A 17,202-nucleotide genomic window follows, 5' to 3' on the forward strand; every position below is an offset into this window, starting at 1 on the left:
AATTTATCTTCAAAAACGGTTAACAGGCCAAACAGGAACCTGTCATGGGAAGAAAAACGGAGAAATCGTCTATCCACGAAAAAAAATATCATGAGGTGATGAATGTACTGCTTGAAATAGCTGAAGCTGTCAACCGAACCCAGAACCTAAACGAACTGTATCACGCCATCCACAATTCCCTTGGCAAAATTCTCAATGCGGACAATTTCTTTATTGCCATTCACCATCCGGAAAAAGATGCCATTTCCTTTCCATATTACGTGGATGAGTATGACAAAGACATTCATGAGATTACAGAATTCAGCAAGACGGCGTCCCTTACGGGAAGGGTTATCAAGGCTGAAATGCCATTGCTGTTTGAGAAAAAAGATATTCTCAGGCATGCCCGTTTCGTTCATAAAAAGACCATTGGCACCCTGAGCCACACCTGGCTGGGAGCCCCCCTGAAAATCGGCACCCGGGTAACCGGTGCCGTTGCCGTACAGAGCTACACCCCGGACATATCATACGGAGAAAAAGATCTGAACATTCTAGATCTGGTGGCCCGACACATAGCCCTTGCTCTGGAACGAAGAGAATTCAGTGATGCGCTCCAGGAACAGGGCCAGATTCTTGAAAAAATTCTGGAAACCTCCCCGGTGGGCATTGCCCTTGTGGAGAACAGATCTTTTAAATGGGTAAACCAGGAGATGGTAAAATTATTCGGTTACCAGGGAAAGGATGATTTCAAGAACCAGAGTGTGGAAATGATTTATCCCAGCAAAGAAGCCTTTCTGGCCGCAGGGAAATCCATATACGACCACTTTCCCCGCACAAACAAACTGGAACTGGATTTGTTGCTCATGCGCAGGGACAAATCAACATTCCAGGGCCATCTCAAGGTGGGAAGTTCCGATCCTGACAATCCCCTTGCGTGCCTTATTGCGACGTTTTCCGATATTACCGAACGAAATCGGGCGGAACAGGAACGGGGGGAAAAAGAACGTCTCCAGGGAGTTCTGGAAATGGCCGGTGCCGTATGTCATGAACTGAACCAGCCGCTGCAGACCCTACTGGGACATTCGGAACTGATCATCATGGACCAGGATCCCGAAAGCCAGCTTGTAAAAGACATGCACACCATCCAGGCCAACATTTCAAGAATCAGCCAAATTACCCGGAGACTGGCAGGCATCACAAAATATAAAACCATGAAATACCCCGGGAACCTTAAAATTGTGGATATCTGGGAATCCAGCAATACAAAGTAGTCTGGCGCATCACCATCCTCCCGGTCGGAGGCTTCATCAGCGATGAGGCCAAGCTTGCCCTGATCCCGTTTACCTGGAAATCACATTCACAGAATACCATGATCACAAAACGAGCAACTTCCGGGAAGGGTCAGCCCCGGCCGCCGCTCCACATGAGCCTTGCCTTTAACACATTAAAATAATTATCCCGGCTTAAAGAAATCATCCGCACCGGATGAGTGCCCTTTTTAACCACAATACGATCCCTGGAGTCAATGGCCATCCCCTCCTGGCCGTCAAAGGTCAGGACAATATCGGAAGGATCGTCCTCCAGATGCATTTCCACCTGGGCGGTATCCGGAATAATCAAGGGCCGATTTGTCAAGGTAAAAGGACAGATGGGTGTCAGGATAATACCCGGCACAACCGGATGAATCACAGGGCCCCCGGCGGCCAGGGAGTAGGCCGTAGAACCGGTTGGTGTGGCCAGGATAAGGCCATCTGCCTTGAATGTGGTCAGATAACTGGAATCAATGTACACCGCACACCTGGCAAGGCGTGAAAGTGCTCCCTTATTGAGCACCACATCATTTAAAACCCCCACCGATGCAATCTTTTTACCTTCCCGGATCACGGACACCTGAAGGCGCATGCGCTCTTCTATAACAAAATTTCCGGCAAGCACCTGCTCCATGGCCTCATACAGGTGGGATTCCAATGTTTCCGCCAGGAAACCCACCTCTCCGAACTTGATGCCCATGAGCGGGATATTAAGATTCCCCACCAGACGAGCAGCACTTAAAAATGTACCGTCCCCTCCCAGAACAACAATACAGAAAGGCGGATTTTGGGACAAGGAAACACCGGGATCATCGGCAAAAAGAACCTGCAGCCCCCTGTCTTCAAGCCACCCCTCAAGCTCTACGGCTTTTTTCTTTGCCCGCTCATCCCTTTTAACAAAAAGCCCGATACACTTATTTTCCATGGAAACCCACTCTCTTCCACCTGCCCGTGTTTGTAATTCCGGGAATGGATGCCAGCTCAGCTCATTTAAAGATTGATATAAAGTCGACAAAGCTGGAATCAATTCCTGATTTTATTTTGCAGGCAAGCCCCTGCGGAACTTGACCACACTGTGATACTGCATTCTGGCTTTTTACTTGCATCCGCCACACAGATGCAAGTTTTTTTTTATTTTCCCCCCCCGCACACCCACTGCTTCAGTGTTTCTAATCCCCTGATTTGTCGTGATTTTCCTTGACGCAACACTGTTGAATCAGTATAAATCAGAGATTAATTTATTTTTTAGAGACGTCCCTATTACCAACACAATCAAGTCAAGGAGAATCCATGAAAAAATTCAGCAAAGTACTGGCGGTCTTGGCAGTATCTCTTTTTGCTCTCACCGGGGCAGCATCGGCCGGTGATACCATAAAACTGGGCGTGGCCGGTGCCCACAGTGGGGATCTGGCATCCTATGGTCTGCCCTCTGTAAAGGCCGCAGAACTGGTAGTTAAAAAAATCAATGCAAAGGGCGGTGTCCTTGGAAAACAGGTTGAACTTCTGGTGGAAGATGACGTGTGCAAACCTGAAGTTGCCGGTAACACGGCCACCAAACTGGTTTCCGACGGTGCCGAGGTGGTAATGGGTCATATCTGCAGTGGTGCCACCAAATCAGCCCTTGGTATCTACAAGGACTCTGGAATTGTCACCATGTCGCCTTCCGCCACAAGCCCCGACCTCACCCTGAGCGGTGAGTACCCCAACTTTTTCAGAACCATTGCCCATGATGCGACCCAGGCCCAGCTCCAGACCAAATTTGCCATGGACGTTCTCAAAGTAAAAACCCTTGCCATCCTCCATGACAAGGGAGACTATGGTAAAGGGCAGGCGGAACTGGCCCAGAAATATTTCACCGAAGCCGGTGCAGAAGTGGTATTGTTTGAAGGCGTCACTCCTGGTGCTGTTGACTACTCCGCCATCGTCACCAAAGTTCGCAGCAAAAAACCAGATCTGGTGATCTGGGGCGGTTATCACCCCGAAGCCTCCAAGATTGTGACACTCATGCGAAAGAAAAGAATGAAGACTCTTTTCATGGGCGGTGATGGTGTTAAGGACGACACCTTCATCAAGGTTGCCGGCGAGTACTGTGAAGGCGTTTATGCCACAGGTCCAATGGATATCTCTAAAAACCCCCTTGCCATTGCTGCAAAAAAAGAACACCAGGATGCCTATGGGTCTGATCCCGGTGCTTTCTTTGACAATGCCTATGCGGCAACCCTGGCCCTCCTGAATGCCATTGAAAAGGCTGGTTCCACAAATTATGATGCCATCGTCAAGGCATTGCACACCGAATATGTGGATACCCCCCTCGGTAAAATCAAATTTGACAACAACGGCGATGCCACCGGTATTGGTTTCTCCGTGTACCAAGTGACAAACGGTGCTTTTGTGGAGCAAAAATAATCTAATCGTGCAGGAAAAGCCGTTGGCCTTTCCTGCAATATGGCACCGGAAGTCCTCTATTCAAAGGGTGTCATCACTTGAATCATTCAGGGGGACGGATGCATGTCCGCCCCCCTCTTCTCTTGTTTACTGTCCCATCTTTTCCCGGACAGGGCAGGCAGAAAGACAGGATTTATATGGACTTTGAATATTTTGCACAACTTTTCCTGGGGGGCCTGACCCGGGGCAGTATTTACGCCCTCATAGCCCTTGGCTACACCATGGTTTACGGCATCATAGAGCTGATCAATTTTGCCCATGGGGAGATCTACATGATTGGAGCCTTTACTGGCCTCATCATCGCAAGCGTGTTAACCATGGCAGGATTCCCCACGCTGGCCGTGGTGATTCTGGCCGGAATGGCGGCCATTATTTACTCTTGCGCCTATGGGTTCACCATGGAAAAAATTGCCTACAAGCCCTTGAGAAACGCCCCCAGGCTTTCGGCCCTTATTTCCGCCATCGGCATGTCTTTGTTTCTGCAGAACTATGTTCTTCTAGCCCAGACATCTGACTTTCTTCCCTTTCCCAGCCTGATCCCGGATTTTGAGTTCTGGGAACCCTATGCCCACATTCTGACATCCCCGGAACTGGTTATTATTATCACCACAGTGGTGGTAATGATCCTCCTAACCATCCTGATCAAGTTCACAAAAATCGGCAAGGCCATGCGGGCTACCTCCCAGGACAAAATGATGGCTGCCCTGCTTGGCATCAATGTGGACAGAGTGATCTCTGTGACCTTCATCGTGGGTTCCGCCACCGCCGCCATCGGCGGTATTCTCATTGCATCCCACATCGGTCAGATCAACTTTTACATGGGATTCATTGCCGGCATCAAAGCCTTTGTGGCTGCGGTACTTGGGGGCATCGGCAGCATTCCCGGTGCGGTACTGGGTGCCCTGGTGCTGGGCTGGACAGAAAGCTTTTTCACCGGTTACATTTCCAGTGATTATGAAGACGTATTTGCCTTTTTGTTCCTTGTGCTGATTCTGATTTTCAGACCCTCGGGGATACTCGGCAGAGCGGAAACCAAAAAGGTATAAAGACACCGGATTTTGACTATGACAGCAAAAAATGAAATAAAAAAATCGTTCCTGGCCTCCCTGTGGTTCATGTTCCTCACCTTTCCCCTCATGGTGATCAGGGTCAACACCGTCACCGACACCGTGGAATGGCGGTGGCACAACATGGCCCTTGTGGGTATCGGGGCCTTTGCACTTTCCATGCTCTGGCGATATCTTCTAAAACGCCAGGCTGACAGTGCCAAAAAAGACAAGCAACAGGGACCGGGCACCATCCAGACCCTGCTGCAGGATAAGAGATTCACCCTCCCGGGCATTATTTTGATTGGGGCTTTTACCCTGCTTTTTCCCCACATTTTTTCCATGTACCAGACCAACATCATGATATCTGCTCTGATCTATGTCATGCTGGGACTGGGTCTGAACATCGTCATCGGCCTTGCAGGACTTCTTGATCTTGGGTATGTGGCTTTTTTTGCCGTGGGAGCCTATTCCTATGCCCTTTTAAATCTGCATTACGGGCTGGTCTTCTGGATTGCCCTGCCCCTGGGGGGCCTGCTGGCGGCTCTGTTCGGTATTCTCCTTGGTTATCCGGTGCTGCGCCTCCGGGGGGATTACCTGGCCATTGTCACCCTGGGATTTGGCGAAATCATCCGACTGGTACTGGAAAACTGGAATGAGTTCTCCTTTGGACCCAGCGGCATTGCAAACATTCCCAAGCCCGGCCTGCCCGGCATGGACCTTTCTCTGGAAGGCTCCACCATTTTTATCTTCTACATCATTGTGGCCTTGGTGATCTTTACAATTTTTGTCATAAATCGCCTTGAAAACTCCAGAATAGGAAGGGCCTGGATTGCCCTGAAGGATGATGAAATTGCCTGCCAGGCCATGGGCATCAACAAAGCCAAAACCAAATTGAGGGCCTTTGCTCTTGGTGCCATGTGGGCGGGCATGGGGGGAGTGGTTTTCGCAGCCAAAACCACCTTTATCAACCCGGCAAGCTTCACCATCTGGGAATCGGTGATCATTTTGTGCACAGTAGTTCTGGGGGGAATGGGCTCCATTGCCGGCGTAATGTCCGGTGCATTGCTTCTCATACTTTTGCCGGAATATCTCCGGGATTTCGGACAATTCCGCATGATCACCTTTGGAACAGTACTGGTGCTCATGATGGTCTTCCGGCCCGGCGGCATCATTGAAAATGTCAGGAAAACATATAAATTTGAAAAAAACTAACCCTATCCCCCAAACTGACTCTTTATGAAACCAATTCTTGAAGTAAAAGATATGACCATGGATTTTGGCGGGCTTCGGGCCATAGACGACCTTAGCCTCTTCATTAACAAAGGTGAAATTGTGGCCCTCATCGGTCCCAATGGTGCCGGGAAAACCACCTTCTTCAACTGCATCACCGGTATATACACCCCCACCTCCGGTGACGTTCTCATTTTTCCCCAAGGGAAAAAAGAGCGGGTCAACGGACTCAAAACCAACATCGTCACCCGCAAAGGACTTGCCAGAACCTTCCAGAATATCCGCTTATTCACCTCCATGACGGTGCTGGAAAATGTCATGATAGGATGCCATGCCATCACAAAAACCGGGGTTCTGGGGGCCATTTTCCGGGGTAAAGCCACCCGGGCCGAAGAAAATTTCATTGTGGAAAAAAGCTATGAAATTCTTAAAAAAATCGGTCTTGCAAAATATGTGGATGAACTGGCCATCAACCTGCCCTATGGGGCCCAGCGCCGCCTGGAAATCGCCCGGGCCATGGCCACCGATCCGTTTTTACTCTTGCTTGATGAGCCCGCCGCCGGGATGAACCCCCAGGAAACCAGCGAACTGGATGAACTGATTTTAAAAATCCGGGATGAAGAGGGTATTTCCATCCTGCTAATTGAACATGATATGAAGCTTGTCATGAGCCTGTCCGAACGTATCTACGTGGTGGATTACGGTAAAAAGATCGGCGAAGGGACTCCAGAAGAAATCCGGAACAACCCCGTGGTGATCAAAGCCTATCTGGGGGAGGAAATTGATGCTTAAACTGAGAAACATTCAGACCTTTTACGGTAATATCCAGGCCCTGAAAAACATCAACATGGATGTGAAGGAAGGGGAAATCATCTCCCTCATCGGGGCCAACGGAGCAGGCAAATCCACCACCCTCATGACCATCTGCGGAGTTACCCGGGCACGTCAGGGCGAAATTCACTTCCAAGGACAGCCCATCCATGACATGACACCGGATAAAATTGTGGCGCTGGGCATCAACCAGGTACCCGAAGGCCGCCATATTTTTCCCCATCTCACCGTCATGGAAAATCTGGACATGGGGACCTTTCTTAGAAAAGACACCGAAAATATAAAAAAAGACCTGGAATATATCTTTGATCTTTTTCCCCGGCTTGCCGAAAGAAAAAGCCAGGCAGGGGGAACATTAAGCGGTGGAGAACAGCAGATGCTGGCCATCTCCCGGGCCATCATGACACGCCCGAAACTCCTTCTGCTGGATGAGCCCTCCCTGGGACTTGCCCCCATCATCGTTAAACAGATCTTTAATATTATCCAGAAGATAAACAAAGAAAACAACACCACCATTTTTCTGGTGGAGCAGAATGCCAACCTGGCCCTGAAAATTGCCCACCGGGGATATGTCATGGAAACCGGTTCCATCACCATGACCGATACCGGGGAAAACCTCTTGTCCAATGAGGCTGTGAAAAAAGCATATCTTGGGATATAACTCACATGTCGGCCTGCCGACACTTTCTTATAAACCCACGTGGCTGTATGCCACCAGCCACAACGAAAAATCAAACTCAAAGTATTTCAGCACCTTGGGCGGAATTTTATATAAAAAAGCCAAACAGGTCCCTGGCGACCTGGTCAACTCATGATATGAGTCATTGGAAAAACAGTAAATATGATACGTGAAAAATTAATACAAGGTATCAAAGACGGGCTGAAAAGGGGAATCAGCGGCTATATCTGGCTGCTGAAAATCCTGGTTCCCATCTCCCTTGGAACAGCTCTGCTGGTTTATTCGGGATGGCTTTATTCCCTTGATTTTCTCATCCAGCCGGTCATGGGCGTGCTTCATCTGCCGGCATCAGCAGCCCTGCCCCTGATCATCGGCCTGTTTACCGGGATCTACGGTGCCATCGGTGCCATGGCAGCCCTGCCCCTGACCATGGACCAGATGACCCTAATTGCCATTTTTCTGCTTATTTCCCACAATATCATTCAGGAAAGCATTGTCCAGGGGCAATCGGGCTTCAATGCCGTGACAGCAGCCTGCTTCCGGCTGTTGATGTCCCTGTGTGTCACCTTTCTTGCCGCCATTGTCATGGATGTTGCACCGCCTGTGGTTCTCACCGGCTCCGTGGCCGCTGGTAACACCCACTCAATGTCTCTGGGTACCATGCTCCTTGGATGGAGCTGGGACATGGCAGGCCTTGGCCTTCAGATCTTTCTCATCATCATGCCCTTGATGATGGTGATGGAACTTATGAAAATTTTTCATCTCATTGAATACATTGTCCGGGGCATTTCCCCCGTGCTCAAGCTCATGGGATTAAGTCAGGCTACAGGGGTACTGTGGCTCACCGCAGCCATATTCGGGCTGACCTACGGGGCCGCCGTTATTGTTGAAGAGACCCGGAACAACACCTTTGACCCGGATGACCTGAACCGGCTTCACCTGTCCATAGGCATCAATCACGCCATGATAGAAGACCCTGCCCTATTTCTACCCCTGGGCATCTCCCCCATCTGGCTGTGGATTCCCCGCCTTACTGCAGCCATTTTTGCCATCTACCTGCTTCACATTGTAAACCTTATCAGGAAATTTCATGCTCAGCGAACTGGCCATAAAAAACTTTGCGATCATTGATGACCTTCGGATTTCCTTTTCCCACGGCCTTTCGGTGCTCACCGGAGAAACCGGGGCGGGAAAATCCATCATCATTGAAGCGGTGAATCTTCTGCTGGGGGGACGGGCTTCGGCGGACCTGGTGCGCACCGGAAAAACAAGCGCCGAGCTGGAAGCCTGTTTTGACATTGCCCCGGATGGTCCTGCCGCCAGCATCATGACGGCCCAGGGACTTGACCCGTCAGAGGGCCTGATCATCCGAAGAATCATCAATACCAGCGGTCGACATCGGATCTTCATCAATTCCACCCAGGCCACCATGCAGCTCTTAAAAAAGGTCACGGCAAATCTTGCTTCCGTTTCCAGCCAGCATGCCCACCAGACCCTTCTCAGTGAAGACAACCACCTGGATATCCTGGACCATTTTGCCAATACCTGGCCCCTGAGAAACCAGGTATCCGCCATCTGCAATGAAATGGCTCCCCTGATCCGGGAGCTTGGACAATTAAAGGCAAGCATTGAAAAACTGACCGACGAACAGGAACTTATTCAATTTCAAATTGATGACATTGACAAGGCCAGAATTCTTCCCGATGAAGATAAGGACCTTGAAACCCGTAAGCAACGCCTGAAAAACGGTTCTGAAATATTCACTGGCCTTAACACCGGTGTGGAAAAAATTTATTCAGGAGAAGGGTCCCTGCTCGAAGAGCTGGGGGGCATCAAAACCGTCCTGGAAAAACATGGACATCTGGATGATAAAATTGCCGCCATCAGCGAGAAACTCTCCAAAACCATGTTTGATCTGGAAGACATCACCGATGACATGCGAAAACTTTCTGCAACCATAGACCTTGATCCCGGCTCCCTTGAAGAGACCGAAGCCCGTCTGGATCTCATACAAAAACTTAAGCGAAAGTATGGAAAACCTTCCCTGGAAGCCCTCTTTGCCTTCCATGCTGATCTAAAAAAAAAAATTGCCAGTACCGGAAACATGGCAGCAACGATAGAAGCCATGGAAAATCAATGCATTTCCCTATCCCGGAGCCTGGGAACAAAGGCTCTTGAGCTGTCTCAAGCACGCCAGAAAGCCTCAGAGAAACTGGCAAAACTAGCGGAGGATGAATTAAAAACCCTGGAAATGGATCAGATCCGCTTCACCATTACCGTGACCCAAACCCCTTCAGTCAAGGCAAAGGTTCAGCAGGATCTGTTCCCGGAGAACCGACAACAAGATCTGCTCTCCGTCAAGGGCATGAAGATTACTCACACCGGCATGGACAAGGTCTCTTTTCTCATGGCACCCAACCCCGGGGAAAGCCCCCGGCCCCTGGCACGCATTGCATCTGGGGGGGAACTGTCCCGGGTGGTGCTGGCCCTGAAGGCCATTCTTTCGGACACCGACGTGCTTGGAACCCTTGTGTTTGACGAGGTGGATTCTGGTATCGGCGGCAAAACCTCGGATAAAGTGGGAATTAAACTTAAAGCATTGTCTGAAAAATACCAGGTCATCTGCATCACCCATCTGGCCCAGATCGCCAAATACGGCAACACTCACTATAAAATTGAAAAACAGGTGGTGAACCAGCGAACCTCCACCATGATCAGCCCCCTTACAAACACGGAAGACCGAGTCCGGGAAATTGCACGGATGATGGGAGGAACTACCATCACCAAGGTCACCCTGGACCATGCTGAGGAACTATTGCGTACATAGTTTTTTCATTATTACTTGTGCAGGTGGTGATTGCCGTGGGCTTTTTTACATGAAATTATGTCTAACGGACTGCAATGATTAGAGTTTCATTTTTTTCGTTGTATCTGGTGGTTACTGTCTTGTGTGTTATATGGAAAAAAGTTAAAATACATAATTCAAGATACCGCCCTGGCGATGTTCCATAGAGCTTTTATCCTGGGGTTGGACAGCTGTTTTTTAAAGGTGCAGATGCCAATGGAAAACGGGGTCAGTTCCGGGGTATTTTTTAGAATTTCAACTTCACAGTAAAGGGGACTTTTTTCCAGCACCAGCCGGGGAATAACGGCCACGCCACATCCAAGGCTGACCATGGCTATGATGGCTTCGTTACCGGCCACCTGGGCATAGATGGTGCCACCAAGCTCTTCCCGGTGAAGCCACTTCTCCAGCTGCTCCCGGCTAAGGCCCTGTTCCGGCATAATGAGGGGGGTTTGCTGCCAGTCGATGGCAGTGCCCTTGTATACCACCGTATCCGGAAACTTTACAGGACCGATGAAAACCAGCGGCGTTTCGGCAACCTTGATATATGCCAGATCTTCGGGCATTTTTTCCGGCAGGGCAGCTATAGAGACATCCACTTCTCCATTCCAAAGTTTGGTTAAAGCCTTTGCCGCATCACCTGTTTCCAGGTTAATCTGCACCGCCGGGTGCATTTTTCGAAATTCAAATAGAATGCTGGATAAAATGCTGTACACCGCGGTGACAGACCCGTAAATGGACAGCTCCCCCACCAGACGTTCGGTGGTGGATAGGTCATTTTGAAGTTCAATCCAGCGCTGGCAGACGTCTTCGGCATATCGCAAAAATGCCATCCCGGCAGTGGTGAGAGACACACAGCGATTATCACGGGTAAAAAGAGATTCTCCCACATTCTGCTCCATGCGCTGTATCATCCGGGTCAGAGTCGATGGGGTCATGTTACAGGCCCGGCTGGTCTTACCGAAGTGCAGTGATTTTGCCAGATGTCTGAATGTCTGCAGTTCTCTGATGTCCATAACCCCTTCCTTTTATGAGGTTATTATGCTTGATAATAAACATCTAATCTGTTCATAAAAAAGAGTTCAGCTTTCGGCTATATTTATTTTTTTCTAATTCTTGTAAGGAACAGCAGACCAAGTGTCATTGTCAGCCATGTTGCAGGCTCCGGAATGGGTGGAATGTCATTGCCTGTATCCGGCTTGATTACAATGGGAAACACTGGTAGTTCTGGTTCAGACGGAGAATCCGGCGTTGTTGAATCCAGTGATTCACTTGTCTTGGGATTATCATCAGAGGAAGGCGTATCTGACGAATATCCACTGGAGCCGCCGCCATTGGTGTCAGGAATCCAGATGGAGGGTTCAGATGTGATTACAGAAGAATTATTGCCCGGTGATCCGGTGTTCTTATCTGCGTATAGTGGTGAAACTGAGTTGGTTTTCTGATTAAACACGTCTGCAACAATCCCGCTGCCATTTTCAGCTATGGCATTGTTTTCCGGTGGGAGAACTGCTCCGGAAAACTCCTTACATGGAAGAATAATTTCTGCCGGTCCGTTCCCGCAGGTATAAGGCAATATCCATTTGTGACGATCACCAGTGATAAATAGTGCCGGTTCCATTTTCCCCGTATACTCTACAGGCCCAAGGGATCCACCGTGTTTAAAGGGGAAGAAATACAAATATGTATTCTGGGAGAGCATTCCAAAAGAGACTCTAAATTTTCCAGATACAGCGATATTCGACCGTTCTGATTTCTGAAATCCCGGTGCTGTTGCCCATATTGTGAACGCTGGGATAAATTTTCGAAACAGATCCAAAACGGTATCAGGAACAGGGCGCCCCCATTGCTTTCCAAAGTCTTCCAGCATATCCGGATTATTCTTTAACATATTCAGACCGGCATCCAGCGGGTAGGATCCCAATGTATGGATTTGAACAAATTTTCTCCGAATATCCTTCAGGCATTTTATTTTTGAAAAATTTACTTTCTTATCCTTGCGGGAGAGCATGGCAACTGGCTGAACCTTGTTATCCACAACGATGGTACCAATGGGCATACTCTTGACATCGCCGGTTTTAGTTGGACTGGTGTTGGATGTGTCTGGCAAAATAACATAGCCCGCCCCATTGGTATAAAGTTCTTTACTCTCACCAGTTTCCATCATGGAAAATAGCAACACAACAAGACAAAGAATAATAATGCTTAATCCGATAAAAATATAAGGTTTTGATTTTGTAGAATACATTAGCATTTCCCTTGCTTGTCGATTAAATAACTTCGTTGCCCCAAAAAATAATTTTGCTTAAAAGTACACGTAAAATGACTACGTTAACCGTTTTTTTAAAATTCTGAATTTGTCTTTTCAGGCCATTATCAAAACAAAATTAGGGCTTGACCACAACATGGGGCAGCATTCACACATGGCGGAGCAACGGGGTCAGCCTTGTGTTCCTATGCTTTTCGCAAGCTCCCGTGTGTTAAGCCAAACTGCACGAAAAGCGCCAAGAATACAAGCCTAATTCCACCATAAAATGGCCCATGTTATAACCAAGCCCCACAATTTATACCACTGCATATTCTGATTTATAGAAAATATCTGTCGTAAGAGCCTTTTATCCAAAAAAGTTATGTTATTTTGGCTGCTCATAAGATTTGAATTTAAATCCGCAAAACAGAAAACAAATCACATGAGACATATTATCCTTCGAGATCCAAATACAAATCAAATTTCAGGAAATCTGCAATTATTTTTTACCAAATTATATGTTTAAAGCTGTAAGGTCAACTGTTATTCAAGATTATTATTTTCTTCAAATCTCGACATGTTATCATTGTCAGGGGCCGGCATCCGGGCCTGAACATTTCCAGGCATGGCAAATGTTATGAGCATCTATAATGTTTGAAAAGATATTGTTATTTTTGCAATACAACATCTCGCATAATTCACTTGACGCAATGATTGAAATAGGATTCACTTGGCACAATCGGTGGAAACAGAATAATATAAGGATTATGACATAAAGTCTGTACAAAAAAAATAATATATCTGGTTTAAAAAAGAAACGTCGAAAATTCCAAAAACAAAATGATTTCAATATAAAAATTAATCAGGAGGAACACATGGGACAAAATTATTTTAATACCTTACCCCTTCGCTTGCAGCTGGAAGAACTGGGACAGTGCCGGTTCATGGATTATTCTGAATTTGATGGGGTTGAAGCACTCAAGGGAAAAAAAATCGTCATTGTGGGGTGTGGGGCCCAGGGCCTTCACCAGGGATTGAACCTTCGAGACAGCGGTCTGGATGTCTCCTATGCATTGAGGGCCGCTGCCATTGAGTCAAAACGCAAATCTTACAAGAACGCGGTGGAAAACGGATTTGCCGTGGGTATTTATAAGGAGATGATCCCCATGGCAGATCTGGTGATCAACCTGACCCCGGATAAACAGCACACCCCGGTGGTATCTGCTGTGATGCCCCTGATGAAAAAGGGGGCCTGTCTGGCCTATTGCCATGGGTTTAATATTGTGGAAGAAGGGATGAAGATCCGAGAGGATCTCACCGTCATCATGGTGGCACCCAAATCCCCGGGAACCGAGGTACGGGAAGAGTATAAACGCGGATTTGGCGTTCCCACCCTCATTGCCGTTCACCGGGAAAATGACCCGGATGGATACGGCTGGGGCATGGCCAAAGCCTATGCCGCCGGTACCGGCGGGCATCGGGCTGGCGTTCTTAAATCTTCGTTCATTGCCGAGGTGAAATCAGATCTCATGGGAGAACAGACCATTTTGTGTGGCATGCTCCAGGTCGGTTCCCTTCTGTGCTATGATAAAATGATGGAAAAGGGGGTGGATTCCGGTTATGCGTCGCGATTGATTCAATATGGATGGGAAACCATCACTGAAGCCTTAAAGCATGGCGGCATCACCAATATGATGGACCGGTTATCCAATCCTGCCAAAATCAAGGCCTTTAATCTGGCAGAGGAACTCAAAACCATTCTCCAGCCCCTGTTCAATAAACACATGGATGACATCATGTCCGGTGAGTTCTCCCGTACCATGATGGAAGACTGGGCCAACGATGATGCCAATCTGTTGAAATGGCGAGCCGAGACCGCTGAAACCGCCTTTGAAAAATCGGTGTGCACCGAATCTGAGATTTCCGAGCAGGAATTCTTTGACAACGCAATATTAATGGTGGCCATGGTCAAGGCCGGTGTGGAAATGGCCTTTGACACCATGGTGGCGGCTGGCATTAAGGAAGAATCTGCCTATTACGAGTCCCTCCATGAGGTACCCCTGATTGCCAATACCATTGCCCGGCGTAAACTCTATGAAATGAATGTGGTCATCTCCGATACCGCAGAGTATGGCTGTTATCTGTTTGCCCATGCAGCAGTGCCACAGCTTAAAGGGTTCATGGAAACCATCAATGCCGATGTCATCGGAAAAGGGCTGGATGTAAAAGATAATGGCGTTGACAATGTGCAGCTGATCAAGGTCAATGCGGCCATTGGCTCCACCGGTGTGGAAATCATCGGGAAAGAGCTGCGCTCCCATATGGGGGCCATGAAAGCCATTTTGTAAACAAAACAACTCTGCTCTTGGTTTCTGCCTCTTTGGTGGGAAACAGTAAAGCCTGAGGTATCAGCGGCAGACACTTTTATCCAGCGCCATACTTTTGACAAGTAATTGTGCATAAATCATATTTCCAACGGCTTGGTCACAACATGGACAGCCTGTCACAGTTGGCGGGCGGTCCATGTTGTGACATGGTATTCATATTCCTTCCCAAAGGTGATCAGGCCAGACGATTCTTCTCCTTTGATCACTTCCCACTGATAACTCTCAACACATTCAGAGACGTCTTTACCACTTTGTTTAAACGCTTCTCTCAAAGCACTTAAAAAGCGGATGTTGGCCAGGCGGTCCGACTCCTGAACAAGGTCGATCTCCATGCGTTTGAAATTGTCGTTGATGGTACGGCTCTGAATGGCTGAAATATCATAATCCGTGAATGTTGTGCTGACATTGTCGTCTACCAGCAATTCAATATCAATTTTTCGCTTAATGAAGCTCACTTCATGGGCAAGCGACATAAGTGACAACCCAAACGCGACCACTCTTCCTCGGGCTTCCTGCTTTTTCAAATAGACAGGCGAATCTAAAGTTTTGATAATGTCCAGTATCACATCCACATCTTCTGCGCGTCTTAAACCCAAACGGAGATGTTAGTCCTCAAACAGTCTGCGCTTGGTTACAATCGGCAGGGCAAATGGGCCGAGCGCCTTTGGCTCCGAATGGGCCGCATTTATTTTAATCGGTTATACCATAAAATCAAGGAAATGCCCCCGCTTTTGATTTTTCGGTTTTGCTCACAAGACCGCAACTTCTGGGGGTGCCAGGCCCTGTTGCTCAATTAAAGCGACACAGATGGAAAAAACAGGCAATGGAGTGAGCTGTGTCTGCTCGCTTGTTTTCAAACACCAGGTATGTTAACAAACACTATTTGGATTTGGTTACAACATGGTCCACGAGTCACAGTTGGCGGATCAATGGCCAGCAGATTGTATTTTTTATAAAATTTGCTAAAAAAGCGCAATAGATGCCAACCCATCCATCCCATCGCCGCAAACACCGAGGCTGGGCTCTGGATTTTTATATAAAATTCCGTCCAACGTGGTGCAATGATGAGAGTTTTAATTTTGGTTATGGCAGCTGATTACTGCCATGTATTTTATTTTCGTTTAAGTGTCCTTTTATCAACCTGTTTTTACGATAACAAAAACGTATCATACAAAAAGGTGAGTATCCATGAACTATGAAAGTATTGTTGTTGAGATCGGTGAAGACTTTGTTGGACAGATAACCCTTAATCGCCCCGGACAGCTGAACACATTTACAACGACCCTGGCCACGGAACTGAACCACGCCCTGCTGGATCTGGACGGGAAAAAGACAGTGCGGGTTATTCTGATAAAAGGGGAAGGCAAAGCATTTTGCGCAGGCATTGATGTGGGGGATTTTTTTGGCAAAACCGCTTCGGAATATCGGCAATGGATTGAATGCATGGAAACCCCCCTGGTGAGCATCAGTAGAATGAGCAAACCCGTCATAGCCCAGGTTCACGGAGTGGCCGCAGCAAACGGTGCCGGGCTTGTGGCCGCAGCGGATCTTGCCATCGCAAGTGACAAAACACGACTGGGGCTGACGGCCATCAATGTGGGGTTGAACTGCATCGGTCCCATCATTCCGGTGAGCCGATCCATCGGTCGGAAAAGAGCCCTTGAGCTGTTATTTTACGGGGATCTAATCTCGGCCCAAACGGCCCTTGAAATGGGCCTGATAAACAAAACCGTACCTGCGGAAGATCTGGAAACAGAGGCAAGAAACTGGGCGGCCATCCTGGCCCGGAAAAGCCCGGTGGCCCTGCAGAATGCAAAAAAAGCATTTTATGCCACCGCCGATGGGGATTATTATAAATCCTTTGACTATATGAACGAAGCCTTTGCCAGGCTTTGCACCACGGAAGATGCCGAAGAAGGCATTAAAGCCTTTCTGGAAAAACGCAGCCCTGAATGGAAAGAAAAATAGGGGCTGATCACACTGGATAGGTTGTCTTTTTTACCCATTCATCCACCTGATTTTTCTTAAATTTCCAGAAACGACCGATCTTGTGAGCGGGCATTCCTTTTTCTCTGATCCATTTATAAATACTATCCCGCTTTACCCCGAGATAAAGGCATATTTCTTCCACTGACAACCATCGGTCTTCCATATTTTACTCCATATTTATTTAAATCCACGTTCAAACAGGCCGGTCAA

The 17,202-nt window shown here is 48.0% G+C and carries 15 protein-coding genes; 10 read left to right on the forward strand and 5 right to left on the reverse strand.

The genetic code is table 11. The features are described from left to right. Positions 1-44: 44 nt before the first annotated feature. A complete protein-coding gene (locus ACYQ2M_RS03125; RefSeq protein WP_459914855.1) occupies positions 45-1,250 on the forward strand; it encodes a GAF domain-containing protein in 1,206 nt (401 codons plus the stop codon). Between the two features lie 130 nt (positions 1,251-1,380). On the opposite strand, the gene ACYQ2M_RS03130 is transcribed toward ACYQ2M_RS03125, so the two are convergent. Further along, the gene (locus ACYQ2M_RS03130) at positions 1,381-2,214 is read right to left on the reverse strand and encodes an NAD(+)/NADH kinase (RefSeq protein WP_459914856.1); all 834 of its coding nucleotides are present in this window, start codon (positions 2,212-2,214) and stop codon (positions 1,381-1,383) included. A 365-nt stretch (positions 2,215-2,579) separates the two neighbouring features. Here ACYQ2M_RS03130 and ACYQ2M_RS03135 point away from each other — a divergent pair, with 365 nt between their 5' ends. From ACYQ2M_RS03135 to recN, 7 genes are all read left to right on the forward strand, one after another. Continuing rightward, positions 2,580-3,695: a branched-chain amino acid ABC transporter substrate-binding protein gene (locus ACYQ2M_RS03135; RefSeq protein ID WP_459914857.1), complete on the forward strand. Its 1,116-nt coding sequence runs from the start codon at positions 2,580-2,582 to the stop codon at positions 3,693-3,695. 176 nt (positions 3,696-3,871) lie between these two features. Beyond that, positions 3,872-4,780, forward strand: coding sequence for a branched-chain amino acid ABC transporter permease (locus ACYQ2M_RS03140; RefSeq protein WP_459914858.1), 909 nt, complete (start codon positions 3,872-3,874; stop codon positions 4,778-4,780). Between the two features lie 18 nt (positions 4,781-4,798). Next, a complete protein-coding gene (locus ACYQ2M_RS03145; RefSeq protein WP_459914859.1) occupies positions 4,799-5,995 on the forward strand; it encodes an ABC transporter permease subunit in 1,197 nt (398 codons plus the stop codon). 24 nt (positions 5,996-6,019) lie between these two features. Continuing rightward, positions 6,020-6,805: an ABC transporter ATP-binding protein gene (locus ACYQ2M_RS03150; RefSeq protein WP_459914860.1), complete on the forward strand. Its 786-nt coding sequence runs from the start codon at positions 6,020-6,022 to the stop codon at positions 6,803-6,805. Further along, positions 6,798-7,505, forward strand: coding sequence for an ABC transporter ATP-binding protein (locus ACYQ2M_RS03155; RefSeq protein ID WP_459914861.1), 708 nt, complete (start codon positions 6,798-6,800; stop codon positions 7,503-7,505). The genes ACYQ2M_RS03150 and ACYQ2M_RS03155 overlap by 8 nt, the downstream gene beginning before the upstream one ends. 180 nt (positions 7,506-7,685) lie before the next feature. Next, the gene (locus ACYQ2M_RS03160) at positions 7,686-8,654 is read left to right on the forward strand and encodes a nucleoside recognition domain-containing protein (RefSeq protein WP_459914862.1); all 969 of its coding nucleotides are present in this window, start codon (positions 7,686-7,688) and stop codon (positions 8,652-8,654) included. Further along, positions 8,614-10,350 carry a DNA repair protein RecN gene (gene recN, locus ACYQ2M_RS03165; protein ID WP_459914863.1) on the forward strand — a complete coding sequence of 579 codons (1,737 nt, stop codon included), beginning with the start codon at positions 8,614-8,616 and terminating at the stop codon, positions 10,348-10,350. The genes ACYQ2M_RS03160 and recN overlap by 41 nt, the downstream gene beginning before the upstream one ends. Before the next feature lie 155 nt (positions 10,351-10,505). Here recN and ilvY read toward each other — a convergent pair whose 3' ends face one another. Together ilvY and ACYQ2M_RS03175 are read right to left on the reverse strand one after the other, a co-directional pair. Beyond that, positions 10,506-11,384, reverse strand: coding sequence for an HTH-type transcriptional activator IlvY (gene ilvY / locus ACYQ2M_RS03170; protein WP_459914864.1), 879 nt, complete (start codon positions 11,382-11,384; stop codon positions 10,506-10,508). An 83-nt stretch (positions 11,385-11,467) separates the two neighbouring features. After that, a complete protein-coding gene (locus ACYQ2M_RS03175; protein WP_459914865.1) occupies positions 11,468-12,616 on the reverse strand; it encodes a hypothetical protein in 1,149 nt (382 codons plus the stop codon). 875 nt (positions 12,617-13,491) lie between these two features. Here ACYQ2M_RS03175 and ilvC point away from each other — a divergent pair. Continuing rightward, positions 13,492-14,964: a ketol-acid reductoisomerase gene (gene ilvC, locus ACYQ2M_RS03180; protein ID WP_459914866.1), complete on the forward strand. Its 1,473-nt coding sequence runs from the start codon at positions 13,492-13,494 to the stop codon at positions 14,962-14,964. 155 nt (positions 14,965-15,119) lie between these two features. Here ilvC and ACYQ2M_RS03185 read toward each other — a convergent pair whose 3' ends face one another. After that, the gene (locus ACYQ2M_RS03185; RefSeq protein WP_459914867.1) at positions 15,120-15,599 is read right to left on the reverse strand and encodes a hypothetical protein; all 480 of its coding nucleotides are present in this window, start codon (positions 15,597-15,599) and stop codon (positions 15,120-15,122) included. A 592-nt stretch (positions 15,600-16,191) separates the two neighbouring features. Between ACYQ2M_RS03185 and ACYQ2M_RS03190 the strand changes: the two genes are divergently transcribed. Continuing rightward, on the forward strand, positions 16,192-16,971 hold the full coding sequence (locus tag ACYQ2M_RS03190) for an enoyl-CoA hydratase/isomerase family protein (RefSeq protein WP_459914868.1): 780 nt from the start codon (positions 16,192-16,194) through the stop codon (positions 16,969-16,971). Positions 16,972-16,978: 7 nt separating this feature from the next. On the opposite strand, the gene ACYQ2M_RS03195 is transcribed toward ACYQ2M_RS03190, so the two are convergent. After that, complete coding sequence (locus ACYQ2M_RS03195; RefSeq protein ID WP_459914869.1) at positions 16,979-17,155, reverse strand: helix-turn-helix domain-containing protein; 177 nt, start codon at positions 17,153-17,155, stop codon at positions 16,979-16,981. Between the last annotated feature and the right edge of the window lie 47 nt (positions 17,156-17,202).

This window comes from Desulfocicer niacini (assembly GCF_054657595.1).